This window comes from Niallia sp. XMNu-256 (genome assembly GCF_036670015.1).
GTDB lineage: Bacteria > Bacillota > Bacilli > Bacillales > Cytobacillaceae > Bacillus_BD.
On record NZ_CP137636.1, the window covers coordinates 746,824 to 772,768 of the forward strand.

Annotated in this window: 25 protein-coding genes, 2 pseudogenes and 1 riboswitch; of the genes and pseudogenes, 16 read left to right on the forward strand and 11 right to left on the reverse strand. The window is 35.7% G+C overall.

Features of this window, described 5'->3' with window-relative positions:
• Positions 1–51: 51 nt before the first annotated feature.
• A complete protein-coding gene (locus R4Z10_RS03670) occupies positions 52–1,299 on the reverse strand; it encodes a DUF445 domain-containing protein (RefSeq protein ID WP_338471878.1) in 1,248 nt (415 codons plus the stop codon).
• A gap of 690 nt (positions 1,300–1,989) precedes the next feature.
• On the opposite strand from R4Z10_RS03670, the gene R4Z10_RS03675 reads away from it, so the two are divergent.
• The 8 genes and pseudogenes from R4Z10_RS03675 to R4Z10_RS03710 all read left to right on the forward strand — a co-directional run bounded on the left by R4Z10_RS03675 (position 1,990) and on the right by R4Z10_RS03710 (position 8,681).
• A complete protein-coding gene (locus R4Z10_RS03675) occupies positions 1,990–3,234 on the forward strand; it encodes a hypothetical protein (RefSeq protein ID WP_338471879.1) in 1,245 nt (414 codons plus the stop codon).
• Between the two features lie 53 nt (positions 3,235–3,287).
• On the forward strand, positions 3,288–3,590 hold the full coding sequence (locus R4Z10_RS03680) for a zinc ribbon domain-containing protein (RefSeq protein WP_338471880.1): 303 nt from the start codon (positions 3,288–3,290) through the stop codon (positions 3,588–3,590).
• Positions 3,591–4,314: 724 nt separating this feature from the next.
• Positions 4,315–4,785, forward strand: coding sequence for a PDC sensor domain-containing protein (locus R4Z10_RS03685; RefSeq protein ID WP_338471881.1), 471 nt, complete (start codon positions 4,315–4,317; stop codon positions 4,783–4,785).
• A 146-nt stretch (positions 4,786–4,931) separates the two neighbouring features.
• Positions 4,932–5,662 (forward strand): annotated as a pseudogene (locus R4Z10_RS03690) (GGDEF domain-containing protein).
• A gap of 124 nt (positions 5,663–5,786) precedes the next feature.
• Positions 5,787–6,086 carry a HesB/YadR/YfhF family protein gene (locus tag R4Z10_RS03695; protein WP_338471882.1) on the forward strand — a complete coding sequence of 100 codons (300 nt, stop codon included), beginning with the start codon at positions 5,787–5,789 and terminating at the stop codon, positions 6,084–6,086.
• A gap of 253 nt (positions 6,087–6,339) precedes the next feature.
• Positions 6,340–6,567 (forward strand): DUF1450 domain-containing protein, encoded by a 228-nt coding sequence (locus tag R4Z10_RS03700; protein WP_338473155.1) that lies wholly within the window; start codon positions 6,340–6,342, stop codon positions 6,565–6,567.
• Between the two features lie 182 nt (positions 6,568–6,749).
• The gene (locus tag R4Z10_RS03705) at positions 6,750–7,715 is read left to right on the forward strand and encodes a rhodanese-related sulfurtransferase (RefSeq protein WP_338471883.1); all 966 of its coding nucleotides are present in this window, start codon (positions 6,750–6,752) and stop codon (positions 7,713–7,715) included.
• Positions 7,716–8,069: 354 nt separating this feature from the next.
• Entirely contained in the window at positions 8,070–8,681 is a 612-nt protein-coding gene (locus R4Z10_RS03710) for a superoxide dismutase (RefSeq protein ID WP_338471884.1), read from the forward strand.
• Between the two features lie 221 nt (positions 8,682–8,902).
• Here R4Z10_RS03710 and R4Z10_RS03715 read toward each other — a convergent pair whose 3' ends face one another.
• The 3 genes and pseudogenes from R4Z10_RS03715 to R4Z10_RS03725 all read right to left on the reverse strand — a co-directional run bounded on the left by R4Z10_RS03715 (position 8,903) and on the right by R4Z10_RS03725 (position 10,162).
• Positions 8,903–9,532, reverse strand: coding sequence for a metalloregulator ArsR/SmtB family transcription factor (locus R4Z10_RS03715; protein WP_338471885.1), 630 nt, complete (start codon positions 9,530–9,532; stop codon positions 8,903–8,905).
• 171 nt (positions 9,533–9,703) lie between these two features.
• Positions 9,704–9,844: pseudogene (locus R4Z10_RS03720) on the reverse strand (DUF350 domain-containing protein); the annotation flags it as partial.
• Positions 9,845–9,964: 120 nt separating this feature from the next.
• A complete protein-coding gene (locus R4Z10_RS03725) occupies positions 9,965–10,162 on the reverse strand; it encodes an IDEAL domain-containing protein (RefSeq protein WP_338471886.1) in 198 nt (65 codons plus the stop codon).
• Positions 10,163–10,912: 750 nt separating this feature from the next.
• Here R4Z10_RS03725 and R4Z10_RS03730 point away from each other — a divergent pair.
• From R4Z10_RS03730 to R4Z10_RS03745, 4 genes are all read left to right on the forward strand, one after another.
• Positions 10,913–11,863, forward strand: coding sequence for an ABC transporter permease (locus R4Z10_RS03730; RefSeq protein ID WP_338471887.1), 951 nt, complete (start codon positions 10,913–10,915; stop codon positions 11,861–11,863).
• Positions 11,856–12,800, forward strand: coding sequence for an iron chelate uptake ABC transporter family permease subunit (locus R4Z10_RS03735; RefSeq protein ID WP_338471888.1), 945 nt, complete (start codon positions 11,856–11,858; stop codon positions 12,798–12,800). The genes R4Z10_RS03730 and R4Z10_RS03735 overlap by 8 nt, the downstream gene beginning before the upstream one ends.
• Positions 12,801–12,817: 17 nt before the next feature.
• Positions 12,818–13,576: an ABC transporter ATP-binding protein gene (locus tag R4Z10_RS03740; RefSeq protein WP_338471889.1), complete on the forward strand. Its 759-nt coding sequence runs from the start codon at positions 12,818–12,820 to the stop codon at positions 13,574–13,576.
• Positions 13,577–13,845: 269 nt separating this feature from the next.
• The gene (locus tag R4Z10_RS03745; RefSeq protein WP_338471890.1) at positions 13,846–14,802 is read left to right on the forward strand and encodes a siderophore ABC transporter substrate-binding protein; all 957 of its coding nucleotides are present in this window, start codon (positions 13,846–13,848) and stop codon (positions 14,800–14,802) included.
• 197 nt (positions 14,803–14,999) lie between these two features.
• Here the strand turns inward: R4Z10_RS03745 and R4Z10_RS03750 are convergent, their stop codons facing one another.
• Positions 15,000–15,524, reverse strand: coding sequence for a QueT transporter family protein (locus R4Z10_RS03750; protein WP_338471891.1), 525 nt, complete (start codon positions 15,522–15,524; stop codon positions 15,000–15,002).
• Between the two features lie 7 nt (positions 15,525–15,531).
• Positions 15,532–15,576: riboswitch (PreQ1 riboswitch) on the reverse strand.
• A 390-nt stretch (positions 15,577–15,966) separates the two neighbouring features.
• Between R4Z10_RS03750 and R4Z10_RS03755 the strand changes: the two genes are divergently transcribed.
• Complete coding sequence (locus R4Z10_RS03755; RefSeq protein ID WP_338471892.1) at positions 15,967–16,776, forward strand: TerC family protein; 810 nt, start codon at positions 15,967–15,969, stop codon at positions 16,774–16,776.
• A gap of 545 nt (positions 16,777–17,321) precedes the next feature.
• On the opposite strand, the gene R4Z10_RS03760 is transcribed toward R4Z10_RS03755, so the two are convergent.
• The 3 genes from R4Z10_RS03760 to R4Z10_RS03770 form a co-directional block, all read right to left on the reverse strand.
• Positions 17,322–18,059, reverse strand: a complete 738-nt coding sequence (locus tag R4Z10_RS03760; RefSeq protein WP_338471893.1) for an ABC transporter ATP-binding protein — start codon at positions 18,057–18,059, stop codon at positions 17,322–17,324.
• Positions 18,059–18,754 (reverse strand): ABC transporter permease, encoded by a 696-nt coding sequence (locus tag R4Z10_RS03765; protein WP_338471894.1) that lies wholly within the window; start codon positions 18,752–18,754, stop codon positions 18,059–18,061. The genes R4Z10_RS03760 and R4Z10_RS03765 overlap by 1 nt, the downstream gene beginning before the upstream one ends.
• A 113-nt stretch (positions 18,755–18,867) precedes the next feature.
• Entirely contained in the window at positions 18,868–19,779 is a 912-nt protein-coding gene (locus tag R4Z10_RS03770) for a substrate-binding domain-containing protein (protein WP_338471895.1), read from the reverse strand.
• A gap of 221 nt (positions 19,780–20,000) precedes the next feature.
• Here R4Z10_RS03770 and rodA point away from each other — a divergent pair, with 221 nt between their 5' ends.
• Entirely contained in the window at positions 20,001–21,173 is a 1,173-nt protein-coding gene (gene rodA, locus R4Z10_RS03775; protein ID WP_338471896.1) for a rod shape-determining protein RodA, read from the forward strand.
• A 95-nt stretch (positions 21,174–21,268) separates the two neighbouring features.
• On the opposite strand, the gene R4Z10_RS03780 is transcribed toward rodA, so the two are convergent.
• The 3 genes from R4Z10_RS03780 to R4Z10_RS03790 are packed head-to-tail and all read right to left on the reverse strand — an operon-like array spanning position 21,269 to position 22,101.
• A complete protein-coding gene (locus R4Z10_RS03780) occupies positions 21,269–21,613 on the reverse strand; it encodes a spore coat protein (RefSeq protein WP_338473156.1) in 345 nt (114 codons plus the stop codon).
• Positions 21,614–21,657: 44 nt separating this feature from the next.
• The gene (locus R4Z10_RS03785) at positions 21,658–21,957 is read right to left on the reverse strand and encodes a hypothetical protein (RefSeq protein ID WP_338471897.1); all 300 of its coding nucleotides are present in this window, start codon (positions 21,955–21,957) and stop codon (positions 21,658–21,660) included.
• A gap of 12 nt (positions 21,958–21,969) precedes the next feature.
• Positions 21,970–22,101 carry a YuzL family protein gene (locus R4Z10_RS03790; protein WP_338471898.1) on the reverse strand — a complete coding sequence of 44 codons (132 nt, stop codon included), beginning with the start codon at positions 22,099–22,101 and terminating at the stop codon, positions 21,970–21,972.
• Between the two features lie 225 nt (positions 22,102–22,326).
• Here R4Z10_RS03790 and R4Z10_RS03795 point away from each other — a divergent pair, with 225 nt between their 5' ends.
• Positions 22,327–24,711, forward strand: coding sequence for a 3-hydroxyacyl-CoA dehydrogenase NAD-binding domain-containing protein (locus tag R4Z10_RS03795; protein WP_338471899.1), 2,385 nt, complete (start codon positions 22,327–22,329; stop codon positions 24,709–24,711).
• Between the two features lie 43 nt (positions 24,712–24,754).
• Positions 24,755–25,930, forward strand: coding sequence for an acetyl-CoA C-acetyltransferase (locus tag R4Z10_RS03800; protein WP_338471900.1), 1,176 nt, complete (start codon positions 24,755–24,757; stop codon positions 25,928–25,930).
• The last annotated feature ends 15 nt before the right edge of the window (positions 25,931–25,945 follow it).

Consider the following 25,945-nt stretch of genomic DNA (forward strand, 5'->3'; position numbering starts at 1 on the left):
AATCTGATAAACAAAAAATGCCAGATACCTACTTAGGTACCTGGCATTTCTTTATCCAATAACTAGCTTCATCCCTGTTAGCAAGATTCCGATAACAAATCCACAGAATGCGCCATTCACACGAATCCATTGTAAGTCTTTGCCTATATTATTTTCAACTAAATCAATGAGAGTGTCATTGTCAAGTTTATTTAAGTTTTCTCTAACTAGGTCGCCTATTTTTGAATGATTTTCTTCTACAAGTAGGATAATTTGTTGTTGAATCCAATTATTGACTTCCGAACTTTTTTCCGATAGATGGTTTAATCCTTTCTCAAGCATAGGAATTGCCTTGGATTCCATAAATCCTGGATGTTCTACGATAGTCACAAGCTTTTCTTTAAGCTGTCCTAATTTGTCAGTAATCATATCGTCTGAGACCCAACCCTCAAAGAGTTCGTCTCTCCATTTTTCTACGGTACTAATTAAATTAGTTTGGTTCTCTATATCCTCTAACTCCCTATGTATAAAAGCCAGTATTGCTAATCGGTTTGGATTGCCCTCTATTTGTAGATTTCGTAAAACCCGAAGTAACAGCCCCTGTATCATTTGTCCTAGATTCTCTGCCGTTAGAAGGGTTTTTATCGATTTGAAGGCGAATTTCCGTAGACCACTTACTTCCATAGTATTTATTGCATTCATCGAAATTTTTCCAAGCTTCATCTCTGTTTGTTTGCTCTTTAGCCAGACTTCGGTTTTTGCCAATGCATAATCTAATGCTTTTTGATCCATTTTATCGAGAATAAATTGATCTCTTACAGTTTGTAGGGTGGGTACAACATCAACACGTGATAAAGTGAAGATAAGCTGTTTCTTGATAAAAGGAGTAATTTTTTCGATCTCTATGTTTTTTATTGCATTTGTAACTATATGGATAAGCCTTGTTTTAAAGGACTCTTTATGGATTTCTTTATTAATGATACCGACTAATCTATCTATAAATGGAATATCTTTTAACTTATTTTGGATACTTTCTTTAGAAAGCCACTCATTTCTGACGACACTAACAAGTCCTTCTGTCAGGCGCTGTCGGTTATTTGGCAGTAGCGCTGTATGGGGGATGGGAATTCCCAGTGGATGACGAAATAGGGCTGTAACAGCAAACCAATCGGCCAATCCACCAACAAGCCCTGCCTCAAACCCTCCATGTATTAAGCTAATCCAAACAGAATCTTGAAAAGGTGTCGTAGCTAAAAAACCTGCAGCCATAAATATAAGTGAATATGTGGCGATTCTTTTTGAACCTTTTGATTTGCTCATTCTGTTTCCTCTTCGTATAAAAAGATTTCAATGCTTTATTATAATCAAAGCATAAGTGTCATTTATTTTCAAATATCATCTTAATAACGAGTAATTTATTACTTCCCCATTTCTAACACTTCATTTGCTTGTATGTTATACAGTATCCTTCGTTTAGGATAACCGGCGAGAATCCTCCCTATTTCAATAGGGAGATGAATCGCCTTTTTTTAATTATTAACTATACATATAGTATAAAGAGTCGAACTGTTGTTCCTTATTTGATTATTGTGTATAATATATATGGAAAATAAATCCAGTAAAACAAATTTAACCCACGCTAGATCCTATGTGTATAACGTCAATTATCATATTGTTTGGTCCGTTAAATATCGAAGACAAGTATTAACTCTGGAAATTGAACACTACTTACAGGAGCTATTTCAAGGATTGCAGAAGATAAAGGTTTTGTTGTTTCAATGGTTGTTGGAGAACAAGATCATGTTCATGTTTTTTGCCTCCACACACCCAAATGTTTCTCATCTTACATCGATAAAATGTTGAAAGGGATTTCAGGTAAAAAATTGTTTCTGAACTATCCAGAGATAAAAGAACAGCTATGGAAAGGAAGGTTATGGAACAGTATTTTTTATCTTGAAACAGTCGGTTCTTAAATATATTGAAAAACAGAATAATAGGGGGGTGAGGGATATGGCAGAAACAAGGTCTGTATTTTTACATGGTAAACCCACCATTCATAAAATGAATCTGTTAAAAAACACTCAAAAAGAATACACAAATCTCATTAGTAAATTTATAAATAGGATGGGTCAAGATCCTACTTATCTACTAGATTTGTTAACTAACAATAAACAGTCACCAAAGGTAAGAAATCTGGAAAAAGAAGTACGTAAAAGTCATCAACTTGGTTCAGCGTATGGACAAAATGCAGTGGACATGGCCGTTAAAGAACTGCATAATCATGTCATTCGTATTCGGAATAAGGTTTACGGGTTTATCCAACAGCATCATCCAGAAATGGAGGTGTATATATCTTTTCTATCCTTATTGAATGCGACCGTTATGAAAGCGGATGAAATGGCGATGATTCAAGGTTTAATCGAGAAGGAAAATCAAAAAGAGAAACCTTCCAAATCCAAAGTTGATGATTATCAAAAGCTATTGATGAAGTTAAAGGCATTAAGTGAAGAAAAACGTGAGTATTATAAGGAAACAGTCGCAAATCTCTTTCTGGACAAGCTAAAATACATGAAATTGCCCTTTTTGGCAAAAAGTGTCACCCTTCAATTGGATACTCGCCTCTCAACATTAGAAAGGTCCCATTCCACAAAAGAAGATTTTATTGTATATGTAAAATTACTTGGAGAAAAAGACCGGGTAGCTTTTCCGGTAAGTACTTCAAGAAATGGATTACGCCGAATGAAACAGTATGATACAGGATCAATGACGATCAAGTTAACGGATCATGGAAAGGTTCGAATTGGAGTTCCATTTACGAAAAAAATTGAAACGAAGAAAATTCCCAAAAAGAACATCCTTTCCTTTGATGCGGGTATTACAGATTTAATCTTTACAAATACAGGAAATCCTTACGGTAGTTTTTGTGGAATGAGGCAGCTTTATGAAGAGGTCGTAGAAATAAAATTAGGTCATCGATCTTCCTTACGAAATAAAATGAGAGACTATCAAAAGGAATTAAAGAAAAGTACGAATCCCTATGAAAAGGTAAGGTTAAGAGAAAAAATCCAAAATATCGCTTGTTCACTTAGTGGGAAAAAGAAAAAGGACAAAGGCCCTCGTCAATATGCTCATCAAGCGGATTTACGTGTAAATGAGGCGGTTGGCTTATTTATAGAAGAAGCGAAAAGATCTCATTCCATTTGTGTATATGAAGACTTAGATATTACTGAGTTTGGACCGGGGAAGGAAAAATAACGAACGGGATAGTATGTGGGTCCGAGGCCAATTAACGAAAAAATTAATCTAAATTGAACTGGCTAGGCATTCCACATATTGCTGTAGATCCTGCTTATACTTCAAAAATGTGTCCTAAATGCTTCAATATTGATGATAAAAATCGTAAAGGGAAGTCTTTTGTTTGTACCGTGTGCAAACATGAAGATGACGCAGACCATAATGCGGCTGTCAATATTGGGCAACGCGCCTTTGATGATGAGGTTAAGAAGCTCTTTGAAAAGTACCCATATAATACCAATAAAAGGCACGCAGCACTAAAAGAATTATTTAAACAACGTCACCGTAGCTATATGAGTATTAAGCCAGTGGCTTAGATCCTTATATAGCCCAATGAACCTCTTACCCATTCATTGGGGGAAAATCTTCGAGTTCATCATTACTCATTTGTAATGCGCTGTCCGAAGGTGTATCAGCTAACGATCGGATGTGTAGGTCTGTTTTTTGACCGCATGTTTGAAAAGTTAAAAGATACTCGGTATTTCAATGCCGAGAGGTTCACCAACACTTAGCAAATCATTACTCTAGAAAATAATAAAATCAAAGCACGCTCTTTTTTTAGTAAGCTTAACGGGCAGTAGGACTCCAGCTCAAGACTCTAAGAAAAATATAAGAGGAGGATGAAAGAAACTCTGAAAGAAGTTTGACTTTTATTGAGAAATTCATCCGAAATTTTAAGTAAACCTATTTAACTTTGCTGCAGTTATTAAAATCTCTATGATGTGAAAAATTAGACTTAGCAAACAATTCTAAATTAATAGGTTAAAAGAACTATTAATAAAGTTAGTTATTTGATAGTCTTATAGTAGGATTATTCAAATTTAGCGCTAGAGAGGACTGCAAGGCATATGTTAAAAAAAAAGGGGTTAAACTTAGGTTTGCCATAAGCTTACTTGTTATCCTAACAGCATTTAGTATAACCGCAGTGATTGGTATTCTTCCATTTATGCATTAAAGCAAAACTTAACAGAAACCTATCTTGAAAATAATAATCAATATGCGAAAAAAATTGCCTCAAGTGCAGACAGTCTATTTTTCAGTATGCAAAAAAATATAAACTCTTTGGCTTACATTATTGGTCGTAAGGGTATTACTCAAGAAGAGTTGGAAAAGTGGCAAAAAAACAGCAATTACTTTAACTCGGTGTTTACTACAGATTCTAATGGAGTCGTACAATATATGTATCCGTTGGAAATGAATGGAAATATGAAACCTGGGACAAAAATACAATCAGATTTAATGAAACAAGCCTTGCAGAACAGACAGCCATTTATCTCGCATCCTTATTTAGCGCAAACGGGTAATCTAGTTTTACTAGTATCCGCTCCTATTTTCGATGAGAGCGGAAATTATCAAGGGGTTGTGGATGGAACTCTTTATTTAAAAAGTGATAATGCACTTAAAAAATTCTATACGATCATCAGTTTAAAGATGGGTCATCTGTTTTTGTGGTGGACAAATCAGGAAAGATTATTTATCATCCCAATGAAAGAAGGATCAATGAATCAATAGCAGATCATCCGCTAGTTCAAAGTGTAATGGATGGGAAAAATGGGGCCAGTCAAATTATTAACAGGATGGGAGTGGAGTATTTCTCCGGTTATGCCTCCATCGATTATACGGGTTGGGGAATCATTGTGCAAACACCTACATATATCATGAAAGAGCCCTTTCGAGAGTTAACGTTACGGGTAATCCTTCAATCCTTGCCGCTACTATTCATCATTCTAAGTATCGGAGGGTTAATCGCCAACAACCTTACCAAACCACTCAACCAGTTAGCTAGATTTGCTGAGAAAGCGATCAAAAAGGAAAAATCGATTCATTCCTTTAGTCAACTGAATAGCAAATCAAATATTTATGAAATCAACCAGCTTTATCACCATGTTTATAATTACCTAGTCTTATTAAACAAGCAAGTTCAGCGAGATGGATTAACAAATTTAGGCAATCGAAGGTCCTTTAATTTAATGATTAAAGAGTGGTTTGAGCACCAAGTTCCATTCACGATCATTTTATTGGATATTGATCATTTTAAAAAGGTGAATGATACATTTGGACACTTAGTAGGAGATGATGTGTTAAGGCATCTTTCTACTTTATTGCAAAATACATCAAGACAAGAAAATTTTTGTTTTCGGTATGGTGGAGAGGAATTTGTAATTATCACTAATGTTAAAAGTGAAGAAGATGCTTATAAAATTGCTGAACGCATAAGAATACAATTCGAGGAAACGCCTATCCAACAGGACAGAAGATCACCATTTCACTAGGGATTTCTTCTTATCGAGATGAAGACAAACAACCAGAAGATGTTGTGAAAAGAGCGGATTTGGCCCTATACCAATCCAAGTCAAATGGAAGAAACCAGAGCACTATTTTCTATTAAGTCTTCACAAACCCTTAAACTTTTTGAGATAAAAGCAAAAATAAGGAAGAAATCTTCACATAATGGTAAGATGACCGAGGAAAACTAACGAAATAAGTCATTTTCATCAAAGGGAGGACCATATATGAATATAACAGTTAGCCAAGAGGCGTTAAACTGGTTTAAAGAAGAAATAGGACTTAAAAAAGGGGACTATTTAAAGTTTTTTCCAAAGATTTATGGATCAAGTCCTGTCCAAGAATCATATGCATTAGGATTCGCTAAAGAAGACCCTATTGATATCATTGCTAGTACGGAAATAGAGGGGATGATTTTCTTTGTAGAATCAACGGACTTATGGTTCTTCAATGGACATGATCTTCAAGTAGAATATAATGAAAAAATTGATGAACTCGAGTTTACGTACACAATATCAAATAACTAATGCATTTACCTTGTGAACTAGTGAAATTTTATTCAACCAAACGTTACAAGGTATTACTTATGAACGCACTAAAGAGAATATATAGGCGAGATCGTATAAGGTTAAAAGATGCAGCCCTATCTTTATTAGAAGAAAGATGATAGAACGAGTCACTAATTTTCTTCGGTTTTTTTGGGGTAGGATGATATAGTAAAATGTCGGGACTATATGAATAAAGGGGGCCAAGAGTACCATTAGCGTTATTATTGTTGAAATATGTGAAAGTAATACAATAACAAAATTTGACTTGGAAACGATACTTGAATCTGAGTATCCTGAGGTCTCTGTACTTGAAACAGATTGCCTTTCTTTTTGTGGGATGTGTGCACGCAGTCCTTATGCCATGGTAAATGGAAAACGTATTTTTGCTAAAACCCCGGAAGAGTGCTTGGTAAAAATCAGAAAGCAAATACAAGAGGAATTGGCTTTTTATCATGGATAATTCACTTTGGTCCTTATGACTACAAAGTGAATTTTTTTATGTTACGTAAGCGGATTGATATAAACTTATCATTATACATTGAAAAATATATGTTATTAAACTATAATTATTTATACTTTTTTATATAAAAAGTATTAGGAAGATATTAATGAATGAATCTAAATTAGATAGGTGATTTTAAAATGAAACAATATAGAGTATTGCTGTATTATAAATATGTCCATATAGAAAACCCTGAAGAGTTTGCAAGTCAGCATTTAGCTTTTTGTAAAGAGATTGGTCTGAAGGGCAGAATTCTTGTGGCGGAAGAAGGGATTAATGGTACAGTATCTGGAACAGTGGAACAAACCGACGAGTATATAAAAAACATGAAGGCAGATTCACGTTTTTCAGATATCGTATTTAAAGTAGATGAAGCCGAAGGTCATGCATTCAAAAAGATGCATGTTCGTCCTCGAAAAGAAGTTGTTACCCTTCGTTTAGAAGATGATGTTAACCCAAATGAAACGACAGGTAAATACCTTGAACCAAAAGAATTCTATGAAGCCATGCAAGACGAGGATGCGGTCATTATAGATGCTAGAAATGATTATGAATATGATCTTGGTCATTTTAAAGGTGCTATTCGTCCTGATATTAAGGCCTTCCGTGAACTACCAGAATGGATTCGGGAAAATAAAGAACAGCTTGAGGGAAAGAAGATTCTTACTTATTGTACAGGCGGAATCCGGTGTGAAAAGTTTTCTGGCTGGTTAGTTAACGAGGGTTTTGAAGATGTTTCACAATTACATGGTGGAATCGTGACATATGGAAAGGACCCCGAAGTCCAAGGACGCCTGTGGGATGGTCAATGCTATGTATTTGATGAAAGAATTAGTGTTCCTGTAAACCAAGTTGAACATGTTATTGTTGGGAAGGATTATTTTACTGGGGAGCCTTGTGAACGATATGTGAACTGTGCAAATCCTGAGTGTAATAAACAAATTCTATGTTCGGAAGAGAATGAGCATAAATACCTTCGTGGATGCACACATGAATGTAGAGTGCACCCTCGTAACCTTTATGTGAAGGAACATGAATTAACACCACCAATAATAGAGGAAAAATTAAAAGCGATTGGAGAAGAATATTCTTTAGAATCGGTGTAATACTATTTAAGGGTCTGTAATAAAAGTTTTATGTCGCAGCCTTAAATGATAAAGTGAAACTTCCATCAGTGGGGGATCTTGCCCACTGAGGGTTAGGTTTAGGCCAGCTGCATGCTGATAACGCAGACATTGCCGTAGGGCGTATCTAGTCTGTGTTCAGCTTCTGGAGCTTTACGGGCTGTTGATCCCTACCTATCTTCTTTTATTGCATTTAGAATCTTGAGATGGGGAGCTTACTGGCCGTTAAGCCTGATAAAATTACTTTTATGCTTATTAGTTGAAAAAGTAAATGATATTAATTATAATTTAAATATAATTAAAAATTATAAGTTACATAACTAGGAGGAATTTATAATGGCTAAATACGAATTACCTGCATTACCTTACGCTGCAAATGCACTTGAACCACATTTTGATGAGCAAACAATGACAATCCACCATGATCGTCACCATGCTACATATGTGAATAACTTAAACGCTGCTCTTGAAGGACATGATGATCTTTCTAGCAAAACAATTGAAGAACTAGTTTCTAATTTAGATGCAGTTCCTGAAAACATCCGTACAGCTGTACGTAACAACGGTGGCGGACATGCTAACCACAGCTTATTCTGGGAAATTCTATCTCCAAATGGCGGAGGCGAACCAACTGGTGAAGTTGCAGCTGCTATTAACGAAGCATTCGGAAGCTATGATAAATTCAAAGAAGAATTCACTAAAGCAGCTACAACTCGTTTCGGTTCTGGCTGGGCTTGGTTAGTAGTAGATGGCGGAAAGGTAGCGATCACTAGTACACCAAACCAAGACACTCCATTAATGGAAGGCAAAACTCCAATCCTTGGCCTTGACGTTTGGGAGCATGCTTACTACTTAAAATATCAAAACAAACGCCCAGATTATATTTCTGCATTCTATAACCTAATTAACTGGGATGAAGTTAATAAGCGTTTCGCTGCTGCGAAATAATTTAAATCGATTCGGCATTCATCCCCCACTTGTAAAAGTGGGGGATGAATCATTTGCCCTTGGGGTCTAAAACTCCACTGGAATGCTCTATCTCCGGCGGATGTCTCAGATTTTTTAGGGGACTCATCGAGCGAGCTGAAAAATTCGGATGCAAATTCGACGAGTGAAATTAATCTAATAAAACCCACTAAGGATTTGTTTCCTAAGTGGGTTTTTGGTGTTTAAGGAAAAGAGATCAAAAATGTACAATGGTGATCTCCATCTGTTTTACAAGTGGTTCGTTCTATATTATCCGTTTTTAACACATTTCTTAATAATTGGGTTTCACATTGACAAGCGATTTTAAACTGATTGGCAACAGAGAGAATTGGACAATTATGTTCAATGACCTTATATGTATTCTGATCAACTTGGATCATGTCTGCCATATAGCCTTTTTCATTTTGAATATCTACGAGTTCTTTTACTTTATCAGGGATCGATTCGGATTTAATTTTTTGTGAATACTCATTCGTTAAGCGGTTTTCTCTTGTTTCGAACAATCCAATAACAGCTTCTTCCCCATATAGCTCTTTTAAATCATGTAGAAATTCGATCGTAATGCCTTCATAGTTTTTGGGAAATAGTTTTTCACCTATTTCTGTTAGAAAATAGACTTGCAAAGGTCTTCCTATTGGCTGTTTCATTTCTTTCGAGGAGATGAACCCATCCCTTTCCAGAGAACTTAGATGTTTACGGACGGCCATATGGGTGATGGTCAAGTAATCGCTAAGCTCGTTTACAGATAGAGACACCTTTTTTTTCAATAATTGAAGAATTTTATCCTTTGTTGATTTATTGGCGTATTCCATCTTTCACCCTCGTTTCTATTGGCCCATAATATACAAAAAGTAGTGCATAAAAGTTGCACTACTAATATCCCTTTTATTCAATATATTATATTATAAAGTATAAAAAATGAAAAGGATACATTAAGAGATGAAAAGACTCATCACAAGAAAGCTTATGATAAGTCCTTTGTTTTAATAGGTTAAACTACCTGCTGCAACTAAACCAACTGCAATTCCAGCGGCAAACAAACTGAAGCCAACTGCCATATTCCCTTCCTCTACCTTTTTCGCTAGATCGGTTTTTGGGGTTAAAATATATTCAATTAAAACATAAACACTTCGATCCTCATCTATTTCTGCAGAGTCCCGTTCCCACCCACTTATTAAAGAGTTTTCAATCCAAAACAATAAGAAACCCGATTTCATTTGAAATCGGGTATGTTCGTGCTAATCTTATTCAAGATATTTCTGTAATTCTTCCGTTAATCGTATAAATACTTCTTTATTTTTGGTTTCTAATGAATAGTCGATTTCCTTTAATAAGCGCTCTTTCTGAAAATCTCTCAGCGCCTTGTCTAGCACCATTTCGGCAAGTGTCGAATGATCAGTTACCATAGGATTTTGAGGGGCATTCAGATAATACTTTTTCATATGGAAATCAACTCCTTAACCTTTTTTCTATTATAACAATTGTTTTCTGATAATTCAAACACTTTTGCTCTAAATGTTTAATAATTATTTCTTCTATATTATATAAAGCTTTGCGAATGAATCTTGTTTTTGAAGAAGGTGCATACTATCTAAAATAATTTATCTGGTTTAACGGTGATTAAGTCTCCCACATAAAGGTTCCGATTACAATAGAGGATAGCTGGATGATCAGCTGCCCGTTAAACACAGAAAGTTGAACACAGATTAAATACACCTCTGGCAACGTCTACGTGACCAGCAAGCTATGACTTAAACCTTTCCGTCAGCAGGGCTAATAAAACATCCATTTATGGAAGTTTCACTTATTAGATACTTATGACTTTAAATATCTAATATTAGTAAATTTTGCTTACGGTACTATAAAAATATTTTATAATAGTGTGAATAAAATGAAAACGTTTTAAATTCTGTAACTTTTTTTTACTGGTTATGTATTGACACTCATTTATTTCATGGTAGAATTTTAAGTATAGAGCAAATGATAATCAATATCAGTTAATGTTTAATGAATGATTCCACTATATAATTATTGGAACAAATTTTTTTGAAACTAAATGATAATGAGTCTCAATTGCATTGATTATTTTTTTAATTATTAATGATAATGAATCTCAATTAATAAAAGATTAAGAGAATAATATTTTAGAGTTACATATGCCCAAGTCAAAAAAGAGAGTAAGGGACAGTCCTATGAAGAAAAGATACCTATTTATCGCACTCATTATATTATCTATTATATCGCTGTTTATTGGGTCAACAGATATTTCACCGCTCGATCTGTTTACGATGACTAGAGAGCAATCGATGATTTTCTGGAGTAGTAGAATACCACGCCTTGTCAGCATTATTACTGCAGGGGTGGCCATGAGTATAAGTGGACTCATCATGCAGCAGTTAAGTCACAATAAGTTTGTCTCTCCAACAACTGCAGGTACTGAAGACTCAGCTCGATTTGGAATTCTAATCACGATGATGTTTTTACCAGCAGCAAATCCAATAATAAAAATGGGATTATCGTTCACCTTTGCTTTACTAGGTACTTTTATCTTTATGAAGATTTTAGACAAGATTAAATTCAAGGATGCGGTATTTATACCTCTTGTAGGATTAATGTTTGGAAATATAATTAACTCCATTACTACTTTCTTTGCTTATAAAAATGATTTAATTCAAAATATGACATCTTGGCTACAAGGTAATTTCTCACTGATTGTGAAGGGTCAATATGAACTTATTTATATCAGTATCCCACTTGTTATCCTTTGTTATCTATTTGCAAATAAGTTTACAGTGGCTGGCATGGGAGAAGAATTTGCGATTAATCTAGGGCTTAATTATCGGACAATTGTCAACATCGGATTAGGACTTGTTGCAATGATGACTTCTGTTGTAATTTTAACCGCTGGAATGATTCCATTCTTAGGATTAATTATACCAAATATCGTCTCTATCTATGCGGGCGATCATCTACAAAAGAATTTGTCTCATACAGCTTTACTTGGAGCCGTTTTCATTTTGGCCTGTGATATATTTGGTCGACTAATCATTTACCCATATGAGATACCCATCGGTTTAACAGTCGGCGTTATCGGTAGTGCCATTTTCATTTATTTATTGTTTAGGAGAAGAGCTTATGCGTAATTGGACAAAAATAGGAATACTAACCATTGTAGCTATTGCTCTTATCGCCATTTTTCTGTTTACAGATGTTAGAGGATCTTGGGATTATGTTTTGGGAAAAAGAACGGAGAAAATATTCGCAATGGTGTTGACGGGTGCAGCAATTGCCTTTTCAACAATTGTTTTTCAAACCATTACGAATAATAAAATTTTAACACCAAGTATTATCGGGCTTGATCAATTGTATATGTTGATCCAAACTATTTTAGTCTTTGCTTATGGAGCGACACTTACAACCATGAGTAAAGGAATTAACTTCTTTATTTCAATAGGACTTATGATTGCATTTGTAGGAGTTCTCTATAAGATTATTTTTAAAAGAGAAGGAAATAATATTTACTTTCTCTTACTCGTAGGAATTATATTTGGAACCCTGTTTCAAAGTCTCTCAACATTTATGCAAGTATTGATCGATCCAAACGAATTCATGATGATCCAAGATAAGATGTTTGCCAGCTTTAACAATATTAACGCTGATTTACTATATATATCTACGATTGTTATTCTGGTGGTATCCTTGTATTTTCTACGATATTTCAAATATTTAGATGTATTAGCACTTGGCAAAGAACATGCGATTAATTTAGGGGTTGAATATGATAAAATCGTCAAACGTTTGTTGGTCGTAGTTGCCATTTTAATTTCAGTTTCAACCGCACTTGTGGGGCCAATTACGTTTCTTGGTTTATTAGTTGTTAATGTAACGTATCAATTATTTAAAACTTTTCGTCATTCGGTTTTGATCATTGGTTCAATCTTGATAAGTATTATCTCACTGGTCGGTGGTCAGTTTATTGTTGAAAGGATATTTACTTTTTCAACAACATTAAGTGTCATTGTTAACTTTATTGGCGGTGTCTACTTTATCTATCTTTTATTAAAACAAAGGAAAGCCTAAAAAAAGGGGAGAAAGATATGCTAAGTGTTAGAAATCTTACAAAACGTTTTGGAACAAAAAAAGTGGTCGATGGTGTAACAATGAAAGTTCAAAAGCAAAAAATCACCTCTTTTATTGGTCCAAACGGAGCCGGAAAAAGTACAGTTTTGTCAATGATCAGCCGTTTAATTTTGGCTGACGAAGGAATGGTTCATATTGATGATAAAGAATTATCATCTTGTAAAAACATTGAATTAGCAAAGAAAATCTCCATATTAAAACAATCCAACCATATAAATGTTCGTTTAACCGTAAGAGAGCTTGTTTCCTTTGGCCGTTTTCCTTACTCGCAAGGTAAACTTACAAAAGAAGATTGGAAATTTGTAGATGAAGCCATTAACTATATGGAACTTGAAGAAATGCAAGATAAATACTTAGATGAACTGAGCGGCGGGCAGCGTCAAAGAGCTTATATTGCGATGGTTATTGCGCAAGATACTGAATATATCCTGCTTGATGAACCATTAAACAATCTTGACATGAAACATTCGGTTCAAATTATGAAAGTATTGCGTAGACTTGTTGATGAACTTGGAAAAACAGTTGTTATTGTTATTCATGATATTAATTTTGCATCAGTTTATTCAGACTATATTGTCGCATTGAAAAATGGGAAAGTAGTCAAAGAAGGACCAACAGATGCAATCATGAAACCATCTGTTTTAAAAGATATATATGATATGGATATTGATATTCAACATGTTAATAATTGCAGAATTTGCGTTTATTATGCTTAAGTTTCATTTTCTTCCACTTTAAATGAGAACAATTATCACAGTGAATATAGAAGTGCGCACCCTTTTAAAAGGCTATATATCACCATGAAAGGTTGTTCTTTTATAAAGTGAGCAATGAATATATAAATCAAATCGCCTTGGCGTATTTGCGCTCAGACTTTATCGAGTTTACTTGTTAATACTGTAAAAATCTGTGGCTTCCGCCTGAGGCTTTAACATGATTCAACCAAATGATGTAAACTAAACTAAACTAATCTCTGAGGTGTAAGATGAAACATAAATTATCGTTTTTACTTTTAGCTTTATTTGTACTGTTTTTATCAGCATGTAATTCAAATTCAGATTCAGCATCAGAAAAAGAACCGTCCGAATCTACAGAAACTATTACCGTTAATCATCTTTTAGGAGAGACACCTGTAAAAGTGAATCCTGAAAGGGTTATTTCTTTTGACTTTGGTATTCTAGATACATTGGACACATTGGGAATTGATGTTGTTGGTGTTCCAAAAGCAGGCACGGTTCCTAGCTATCTTGAAAAGTATACAAGTGATGATTATGAAAGCGTAGGTTCGATTAAAGAACCCGATTTTGAAAAAATTAATGAACTTCAACCTGATTTAATTATTATTTCTGCTAGACAAGCTGAATTATATGAGGAATTTCAAGAAATTGCACCGACAATTTACTTAGGTATTGACGAAACAAATTATATGGCATCATTTAAAGAAAATACAGAGATAATTGGACAGATCTTTGAAAAAGAAGCAGAGGTAGAAGAAGAATTAGCTAAAGTGGCTGCAAGCGTTGAAGCCTTAAATGAAAAGGTATCAGGGCTTGATAAAAATGCGTTAGTTGTTTTAGCAAATGAAGGTACAGTAAGTGCATATGGACCATCTTCACGGTTTGGTGTAATCCATGACGTATTTGGTGTTAAGCCAGTTGATGAGAAGATTGATGTGTCAACACACGGAATGAGCGTGGACTTTGATTACATTTTTAAACAAAATCCAGACTACTTATTTGTAGTGGATCGTGGTGCAGTGGTAACAACAGGTGATGGTGGAAGTTCTGCAAAAGAAATCATCGAAAATGATATTATAAAAGAAACAAATGCTTATAAAGAAGGAAATATTGTATATCTTGATCCAAACTATTGGTATATTTCTGGTGGTGGATTAGTTTCTGTATCAGAAATGGTGAAGAGTATTGATGAAGCATTGCAATAATGAAAAAAGAAGAGTACATGACATTATTGAATGGATGAACTCTTCCTTTAAAAATATAGACTGAGAAAATGAGTGTTCGCAGCACTCATTTTCATTATAGGTTGAAAGTGAACACTTTACAAGTTTACACTATTAAGTATATAACAACAAAAAAGGCGCCAGATCTGTTTTGAAGGGATCTGGCGCCTTTTAATTAATTAGGCTAATTTTTGATTTTTTGGCGTAGTAACAGAAGGTTTGATCATTTTATTGAATTCTACACGTTTGTTTACGAAATACATGATGGGCGCACCAATAGCCATTACAACTAGCTCACCCGCAGCAGTCGTTAGCCAAGTAAATAGAAATGGAAACCCCAAGGCTAGTTTTAATTCAAAGGCAATGATAAACATCGTGAATGTGAAAACTAGGGTATTAAAGAACATTCTTTTCCAGATTCCTTTTATATATTTCATCGAAAAAATCGTAATTAATAAGGCGATCATCGATTGTCCGACTCCAAATATCAGATCATAAGGAACCATTGGCGAAAAGAATAGGTTTGCTAAAAAAACACCAAGAACGATCCCATAAATATATTTTTTATTAAAGACAATAAGATGATTAAACATCTCTGAAAGACGAAATTGCACATTTGTAAAACCGAATGGTTGAAATACAAAAGTAACCGCAATGTACAGTGCGGCCACAATTCCATTCACCGCCAGTGTCCTAATATTCATTTAACATCTCTCCTTAGTTTTTTATCGTGGGATGGTTTCGAACCACGTCTTGACTCAAACTATATTATTATATTATATATCATGCAAAATATCATCCTTATTTAACTGGAAATAATTCCTTAAAATAAAGCTTTTCGTTTTTCCTTGACATCGTCTAGTAAACTCTTTATTATAATCTTTATCAGAATAACACTTTCACCCAAAGGGGAGTAGCTTTTACAGCAAAGTCGTCATTACGGAGGAATTCTCCCGGCTTTGTTGGCAGCCGTCAAGGTTGTTAGCAAGACCTTTACCAATAGGTAGGGTCTGTAGGATTATGTGCTTTAGACCTTTACCTATTGGTAAAGGTCTTTATTTTTGTTATTAAGGAGGCATTGTTACAAATCCAATTAAGCTGCTAGCTTTAGAGTTTAATAAAAAAGGTGACCTTAGGAGGTTGAACATGGAGTTATCGTTATTAATGGAATATGGTTGGGTCTTATTAATTCTTATTGTATTGGAAGGTTTACTAGCAACAGATAATGCATTAGTATTAGCAATCATGGTTAGGCACCTTCCCGAAGAGCAACGTAAAAGAGCTTTATTTTATGGACTGGCGGGAGCGTTTGTTTTCCGATTTGCGTCTTTATTTCTAATATCTTTTCTTGTGGATATTTGGCAAGTTCAAGCAATCGGTGCCCTGTATCTTCTGTTCATGTGCTTTAACAACTTATTCAAACGGTTCGCTAAACCAAAAACAGTTGATGGTAATCACGGGAAAGAGGCCAAGCCTAAAAAGCAAAGTGGTTTCTGGATGACGGTATTCAAAGTAGAGGTAGCAGATATTGCCTTTGCTGTTGATTCCATTTTAGCCGCTGTCGCATTAGCTGTTACGCTTCCAGTCATTCCAAATGTTGGTGAAATTGGCGGTATGCATGCAGGACATTTCGTTGTCATTTTTGCCGGTGGTTTTATTGGTTTAATAATCATGCGTTTTGCGGCAAACTTATTCGTTAAGCTGCTGGCAAAACGACCAGGACTTGAAACTGCTGCCTTTTTAATTGTTGGATGGGTCGGAGTTAAACTAGCCGTCTTAACGCTTGGTCATCCGGATGTATCTATTATTCCAGAGTCATTCGTACACTCAACAACATGGAGTATTATTTTCTATGGTGTATTAGTTGCTATGGCTTTAGGTGGCTGGTTCCTGTCGAAAGATGTGAAACCAATTGAGGAGAAAAATGAAGAACATATAAAAAATGCCAATGCTTAACTTCATTCAGCAAATGTTTTTGTACCGATAGCTTGCGACAGGTACAGAAGTCTCCCACTTCTATAAGTGGTGGATGAATGCAATCTTTTGTCAATTCAGTGGGGATTCAAATCCCGGCTGAATGAAGTTAAAGCCTCCGGCGGATGTCTCGGATTTATTAAGGGTAATTTCTCGAGCAAGCTCGAGAAAAATCCGGACGCAAATTCGACGGGCGAATTTGATTGATAAGTAAGAAGGAAATCAGTGTCATGCTGATTTCCTTCTTTTGTATATATATTTGGTGGTTAAAGACTGAAAAAAACCTCCTATTATACTAGGAGGGAAAAAGGGGGATTTACATGTAAATATAGTATTCCCCGATTATGAAAAAAATATACGATTTTTTTAAAAAAATAGTGAAAGGCCTGTACCAAATATCCTTAGCTAACATATGTAATAGTAAGGACAACATAAGGTTGTCTATTCCTCAACCGATCCTCCATATTTTGGCCATACCATTGGGGTATGGCTTTTTTTACGGTAAACACAGTGTTAGGACAATTACATTACGTTGGTAATAAAGATTTCCATTCATTAATAAATGGGCTTGTTGCCTTATTTGGATGTTGAATGACTTCATTTGTATTTCCGTTTTGTTTCATTTCGCCATTCATTAATATAAATAATTGATCAGTTAAAGACTTCATTTCAAGTAAATCATGACTTACAAAAATGGCAGTTGTTCCAGTATTAGATAAGATGGATTTAAATTCCTGAATTAATTTCATTTTTGTGGGAAAATCAAGTGCTGAAAAAGGTTCGTCCAAACAAAGTAATTCAGGTTCTAGAATCATCGCTCGTGCTAAATTCACACGCTGAGCTTCCCCACCTGAAAGTTGGTGAGCATGTTTATTTGCAAGATGAGGAATATTAAAGGTTTGAAGCCAATAATATACTTTCTCCTTAATTTCCCTACGAGAGACCTTTCTAATTTTTAATCCAAGGGCAATATTATTAAATACGGAGGTATTAAGTAAAAGAGATTGTTGTAAGGCAATCGCAATTTTCCTTCTTTGCTCCAAAGTAACATGATTGGTGTTAATCTTTTCATCGCTGAAATATATATTGCCTTTTGAAGGTGAATCAAGAAGGGATAAAACTTTTAACAATGTACTTTTCCCAGCACCATTTGGACCCATGATTCCATATGTGACTCCTTTTTCAATAGTAAGTTCGGGAATGGATAGAATTTTCCTACCTGGAACGCTATACTCAATCTTTTCCAACCGAATGAATTCTGTCATTATATATGCCTCCTTTGTTGCAAGGCTGTTAAACAAAAAGTAATGAGAAAAGCAAGCGACATTAAAATGAAAGAAAGCGCAATTGCCACGTCAAAATTCCCTTTTGACACTTCCATCATAATTGAAGTGGTTAGAATTCGGGTTTCCCCTAAAATATTGCCTCCGACCATCATTGCTGCCCCGACCTCTGCTATTACCCGGCCAAAGCCTGCCATAATTGCAGCTAAAATGGCAATCTTCATTTCCTTTAATAATATCCATAGCATTTGGATTCTAGTAGCACCTAATGCTTTAATTTGCATTAGCAGTTTTTCGTCGATTTGCTGAAAAGAAGAAAAAGTGAGTCCGACCACAATCGGAAATGATACGAGAATTTGTGCGAGTACAATTGCAGTTGGTGTATATAATAATGCGTAGTCACCTAAGGGTCCTGATCTCCATAACAGCATCGTTATTGTTAATCCTGCAATAACTGGTGGTAGTCCCATTCCAATATTAAATAAGATGAGAATCAATTTCCTGCCTGGAAAGCGGAACAACCCTAGCAAGATTCCAATTGGAATTCCAAAAATCGTACTTATAAAAATGGCGGTAAAAGAAACGCGTAAGGTTAAGAGGGAAATTTCAAAAATCCCTGCATCCCCCGATGTTATTAATTCGAATGCCTTCAATAGTCCTTCCCAAATTAAATCCATTGTGATCATCCTTTATAACTGTTGCATCGAGACTCCGATATTATAAAGAATGGCTGGGGGAAAAAATCCCCCCAGCCACCTTTACATTTAAAAGTATATCATACAGAACTCTATTATTCTTCAGTATCAGGGAAGAATAAAGGCTCACCATATTCTTCTACACCAAATTCTTCAATGACCTTCAATGTCTCTTCGTTAACCATGAAATCAACAAAAGATTCACCAGCTGCAGCGTTTACTTTATCATGCTTCTCAGGGTTTACTTGCATAACGTGGTAGATGTTTAGTAATTCGTCATCCCCTTCCACTACAATGTTAAGGTTTGCTAAGTTATCCTTTTGCGCTAACCAAGTGGCTCTATCTGTTAATACATATCCATCTTTTTCATTACCAACCTTTAATGTAGCACCCATTCCTTGTCCTACTTGTTTATAGCTTTTGTTGTCAGTTGGAGTTAAACCAATAGCTGTCCAGATCGCTAATTCTTTCTTATGTGTACCGGAATCATCCCCACGAGAAACGAATACGGCATTTTTATCTAAAAGCTTTTGGAATGCTTCTGTAACTTTTAGTCCTTTAACAACTGCTGGATCTGCTGTTGGTCCAACAATAACGTAGTCATTGTACATTACTTTTTTCCGATTGATGGCATCTCCGCTTGCTACGATTTCTTCCTCAGCCTGTGGAGAGTGAACAAGCAAAGCATCCGCTTCACCTTTTGTTCCCATCTCTAACGCTTGACCAGTACCAACTGCAATGGTCTTAACATTAACATCCGTTTGTTCTTCAAATATTGGAATTAATACATCCAGTAAACCACTATCCTGGGTGCTAGTGGTCGTAGCTAGAATTAAATCTCCGGTTGCTGATGACTCATTTTTAGTTGCTTGTTTATTCGTTTCCGTTTCCTCAGTCGTTGTTCCATCATTTTGATTTTCCTCTGTATTATTGGCACCTCCACACGCTGCTAAAAATAATAATAAAACAGTTAGAATGCTTGTTAATAGTATACGGTTCCATTTCATAATGGTGCTCTCTCTCCCTTATCTATGTATTATTGATGTTCATAGATGACTTTTCCAAAATCAATCATAATAAAGTTAATTATAACCATTTATTCGGACAATGTTGTGATTTTAGTTATATATCAATATAATAAAGTATTGTATATCCTATTTTTATCGACAATATTCGACGTTCGTGTTGTATTAGAGAAATTTTACAACTAGATCGAGAGGGACGGAACATGACGACAAATAATCAATCTCAAACACGACTGGATTTTAGCTTGGTTCTTATTTTAATGTTGTTATGTCTTGCTAGTTGTATTGCAATTTACAGTGCGCAAACAACAGGGCAATATAATGAAAATTTCTTAGTAAAGCAAATTATTTGGTATATAGCAGGAACAATCATTATCGCTTCTGTCATTACGCTTGATTCGGAACAGCTCACCAAAATAAGTTGGTATTTGTATGGGATTGGTCTTGTTTTATTAGCGTTTTTGATTGTTGCACCCAATAGTATTGCACCTGTTATCAATGGAGCTAAAAGTTGGTATAAGGTTCCGGGATTAGGATCATTACAGCCATCCGAGTTTTTTAAAGTGTTTTTGATTTTAGCCCTTTCAAGGGTGATTGTTGAACATCATCATAAATACTTAATCAAAACAATTGAAACCGATTTATGGTTGTTAATTAAATTAGGGATTGTTACAATGGTGCCCATCTTATTAGTCATGCAGCAGCCTGATTTAGGAACATCTCTTGTCATGATTGCAATTATGCTCGGAATGGTTTTTATTTCAGGAATATCCTGGAAGATTTTAACAACCATTTTTGGAACTGCGCTTGTCCTTATAGGAACGATTTTTTATTTTATTCTTTGGCAGCCCGATGTGTTAGAGAAATATTTAGGGGTTAAGGAATATCAATTTGCTCGGATCTACTCTTGGATTGACCCGTATAATTATCAAGATTCGTCTGGATACCAACTGACACGATCATTACTAGCAATTGGTTCAGGCGAAACGTCTGGAAAAGGGTTTGGCACAAGGGAAGTTTATTTACCTGAAAGTCATTCAGACTTTATTTTCAGTGTTGTTGGAGAGGAATTCGGATTTATTGGTGCTAGTATTTTAATAAGTTTGTTTTTCATGCTCATTTATCACATAACGAAAGTGGGCATGGAAACAAAAAATAACTTTTATACATATATCTGTGTAGGAGTTATTAGTATGATCACTTTCCACGTTTTTGAAAATATTGGAATGACAATCGGGTTGTTGCCGATTACGGGGATCCCACTTCCTTTCATTAGTTATGGGGGAAGTTCATTAATGGGGAATATGCTAGCAATCGGGCTAATCTTTTCTATTCGTTATCACCAGAAACGGTATATGTTTGCTAAAGATGATTAAAAAAAGCCGCTTTCTTGTTGGAAAGCGGCTTTTTTTCTTGCAATAAGTGAGATTACATCGTTTGTTCGCCAAGTAAGTAGCTTAACAATTAACAACTATTGGATATTTTGTCCACCATATGGGAATTGAGTCGTTGTATAGTTGTAGAATTGTTTATGTTTTTGTTGTAGTGTTTGTTGATCTTCTGGTTCTAACTTGTACCAGCCTTTTTGGAACATGAGATTATAGAGATGTCTTTGCTGATTTTGAGTTTCAGTATAGATTTGTAATAGGTCTTGATATAATGCCTCATGGCTTGCTTCATTTAAAAAAGTATCATATCCATTTGTCATATATTTTTCAGTTGTTAATAAATCATTTAATAAATCACGGTCATTCATTTGTGGTGTTTTATTCAATTGTTGTGTTTTTGGATTTGCGATTGTTTGACTTTGGTTGATTTGATTTTGATTTTGATTCAAGATTAACACCTCCGTATATTGAATTACATTGTTGTCACATTAGGGCTTTTATATTGACCTTGTGATTCGGTTTGGTTTTGTGTATTTAAATGGTTAAGTATACGTTCATAATGACGTTGGTGCATTTGGCCGCAACGTTCCATTTCGGTTTTAAGTTCAGGATTTTGGCAATTTTGTGCATAAAAGTGAGCTTTTTTCATAGCAAGCAAATTCCAAGAAAGCATGTCCGAAATGTAGAGAGAATCTTTTGTAGTGATCACATCAGGTGGTTGCTGATAAATGATTTGTTGATTTTGGTTATTCATATTTTGTTGTTGTTGCATGGTTTGACCCCCTTATTTTTTATATTGATTGTTTTGACTGTTTACTTTTCCACCGCCATCTTCTTCAACGGTTGGACCAGCGTTCCCTTTAACGCTTGCCGCACTAACCCCAGCCTTTGAAGGATTCTTTTTGCCCTTTGCCACTTACAATCACCTCCAATATTAGTTTGTCCAGAACTGAAAAAAACATTGATTATCTATTTAATTTGATCGCAGTAAATGGAATGATTAGAAAAATCCCCAATATATTTGATATGAAGAGGAAAATTAACCTTCAAAACTGGGTCAATTTGAGGTCCAAAGATAATTGCACCAGAATCAACTGGAATTGCAACTATTATTAATTTTTGGAAAAAGGAGGAACTTTCATTGATCCAACCTATCCGAAAGGCAGCCGTTCTAGGCTCGGGTGTTATGGGGTCAGGAATTGCAGCGCATTTAGCAAATGTAGGAATTCAAACTTTACTTCTAGATATCGCTCCAACAAATTTGACAGACGCAGAAATTGAAAAAGGTCTGACCCTCCAGGATAAAACCGTTCGAAATCGTTTTAGTGAATCAGCCCTCCAAAAGTTGCTAAAGCAGAAACCCGCACCATTAACAACTCCAAAAAATCTCACTCTCATCCAAGCAGGGAATTTAGTTGATGATATTTCAAAATTAAAAGAGGTTGATTGGATTATTGAAGTAGTAGTTGAAAATTTAGAGGTAAAAAAACAAGTACTAGAAAAAGTCGATCAATATCGTAAAGAAGGTAGTATCGTTAGTTCAAATACATCGGGAATATCTATTGAGGCCATGGCAGCCGATCGCTCCAATGATTTTCAAAAACATTTTCTAGGAACTCATTTTTTTAATCCCCCTCGATATTTAAAATTACTTGAAGTCATTCCAACAAAAAGAACAGACCTAGAAGTGATCGAATACATGAAGAGATTTGCAGAGGATGTGCTAGGAAAAGGGGTAGTCATTGCGAAAGATACTCCTAACTTTATTGCAAATAGAATTGGAACATATGGACTTCTTGTAGCGGCTAACGAAATGCAAGCAGCTGGCGTAAGCGTTGGTGAAATCGACTCTGTGACAGGTCCTTTAATTGGACGACCAAAAAGTGCCACCTTTAGAACTTTAGATGTTGTGGGCCTTGATACATTTGCGTTTGTTGCTGAAAATGTTGCCAGAAAAACAAAAGGTAAAGAGAAACAGGTCTTTGATATTCCACCTTTTATGAAAAAAATGATTGAAAATGGTTGGTTAGGTAGTAAGTCAAAACAAGGATTTTACTTAAAAAAGGGCAATGAAATCCTTGAAATAGATCCTCGAACCTTAACTTATCAACCGAGAAAAAAGTTAAGATCTTCCTCTATCGACATGGTGAAAAGTGAAAAAAACCTCTCAAAAAAAATAAAATTGCTCATATATGCTAATGATCATGCAGGAAAGTTGTTATGGAATCTACTAACGCCTGTTTTAGTATATTCAGCGCAATTACTAGGTGAAATTTCTGACGATATTGTTTCGATTGACAGGGCAATGAAGTGGGGGTTTGGTTGGCAGCAAGGCCCCTTTGAAATATGGGATGCAATCGGGCTGGAAGAATCTTTGCAAAAGCTGGAAGAGTCAAATGTAGAAATTCCAGCGTGGTTAAAAGAAATGCTGACTTCTGGTTTTCGCACTTTTTATAAAGAAGAAAATGGCCAGCACTATTACTACCATCAAGGAGAGTATGTATGGCTTAAGGAAAACCCTAAAATTCTTAACTTAGCAAAAATCAAGTCACAAAAAGGCACAATTAAAAAAAATAGTGGTGCAAGTTTAATTGATATTGGGGATGGAGTAGCTTTATTGGAATTCCACTCGACCAACAACGCAATTGGATTAGATATTTTACAAATGATTAGTAGGTCTGTTGATGAAGTTGAGAAGAATTTTAAGGGGCTTGTCATTGGCAATCAAGGAAAAAACTTTTGTGTTGGAGCGAACCTCTTCATGATGCTGATGGAAGCTGAAGATGGAGAAACTTATGAACTGGATTTCATCATTCGAACGTTCCAAGAGACGATGATGAAAATAAAATATAGCTCTAAACCAGTAGTGGTTGCACCGTTTGGTATGACGGTTGGTGGAGGGGCAGAAGTCTGTTTGCCTGCCGCCCATATTCAAGCATCGATCGAAACATATATGGGTTTAGTTGAAACGGGTGTTGGATTGATTCCAGGTGGAGGAGGAAATAAAGAGCTCTATATTCGTCATTTAAAAGCGATACCTATTGGCTATGAAACCGATCTGCAAAAGGTAGCCAATAAGGTGTTCGAGCTTATTGCTCTTGCAAAGGTTTCCACTTCCGGTGTGGAAGCGCAGGAAAATCATTACCTTTACTTGTCTGATGCTGTTAGTGTAAACCCAGATCATTTACTTTACGATGCGAAACAGGCTGTACTAAGACTCTATCAAAAAGGCTATCATCCTCCAACGAGAGAACTGATTCCTGTTGTAGGGGAAACCGGTTATGCAACCCTTTTGCTTGCCGCAAAATCAATGAAGGATTCGGGTTATATTTCAGATTATGATTATACAATTGCTAAAAAGCTTGCATTTGTGATAGCGGGGGGATCTCTACCGTTTGGAACGAAGGTAGATGAACAATACTTGTTAAATTTAGAAAGAGAGGCGTTTTTAAGTTTAGTTACCGAACCAAAAACACTTGAACGGATGAGACATATGCTTTTAAAAGGAAAGCCGCTGCGTAATTAAATATATGCAAAAATTCACGGGAATAGGGAAGGGGGTTCAATAGATGAAAGAAGCCGTCATTGTTTCGGGGGCACGAACTCCAGTTGGCAAAGCCAAAAAAGGAACCTTGAAGGATGTAAGACCGGATGATTTAGGGGCACTTGTTGTAAAGGAAGCCATTAAGCGGGCTGGAAATTATGATGGAAATATCGACGATTTAATCATCGGTTGTGCAATGCCAGAAGCGGAACAAGGGATGAATATGGCCCGCAACATTGGAGCTCTAGCAGGGCTTCCCTATGCGGTTCCGGCAATAACGATCAATCGCTATTGTTCTTCAGGACTTCAAACGATTGCCTATGGGGCAGAAAAAATTATGTTGGGTGCTGCCGATACGATTATTGCTGGTGGTGCTGAATCAATGAGCCTTGTCCCTATGATGGGTCATGTTGTGCGTCCTAATCTTAAGTTGGCGGAACATGCTCCTCAATATTATATGAGTATGGGTCATACTGCTGAGGAAGTGGCTAAAAAATTTGAGATATCAAGAGAAGAACAGGATGACTTTGCGGTGTTAAGTCATCAAAAAGCAGCTGTTGCAATAAATAAAGGAATTTTTAATGAGGAAATCGTACCGGTTGATGTAAAAAATACATTTGTAGATCATAACCATCAGCAAGTCGAAAAGATTACTAAATTTAGTAAAGATGAAGGAGTACGGCCAGATGCAAGTAGGGAAAGTTTAGCTTCATTAAAACCTGCATTTTCAGTAAAAGGAACGGTAACTGCGGGAAATGCCTCGCAGATGAGTGACGGAGCTGCAGCTGTGATGATAATGGAAAAGGAAAAGGCTAGGTCCCTTGGTTTAAAACCATTGGCAAAGTTCAGGTCGTTTGCAGTAAGTGGAGTCCCTCCTGAAATTATGGGGATTGGTCCAGTTGCAGCGGTCCCCAGGGCACTAGAGTTAGCCCGTTTGCAATTATCGGATATTGGTTTGATTGAATTAAATGAGGCTTTTGCCTCGCAGGCTTTAGCTGTTATAAAAGAGCTTCAATTAGATGAAGAAAGAGTAAATGTAAATGGAGGGGCGATCGCGCTAGGTCATCCACTTGGTTGTACAGGAACTAAATTAACGTTATCCCTTATCCATGAGATGCATCGTCGTCAAATTCAATTTGGAATCGTGACGATGTGTATTGGAGGTGGAATGGGAGCGGCTGGTATTTTCGAGCTAATTTAAGGTGAATCTTTGATG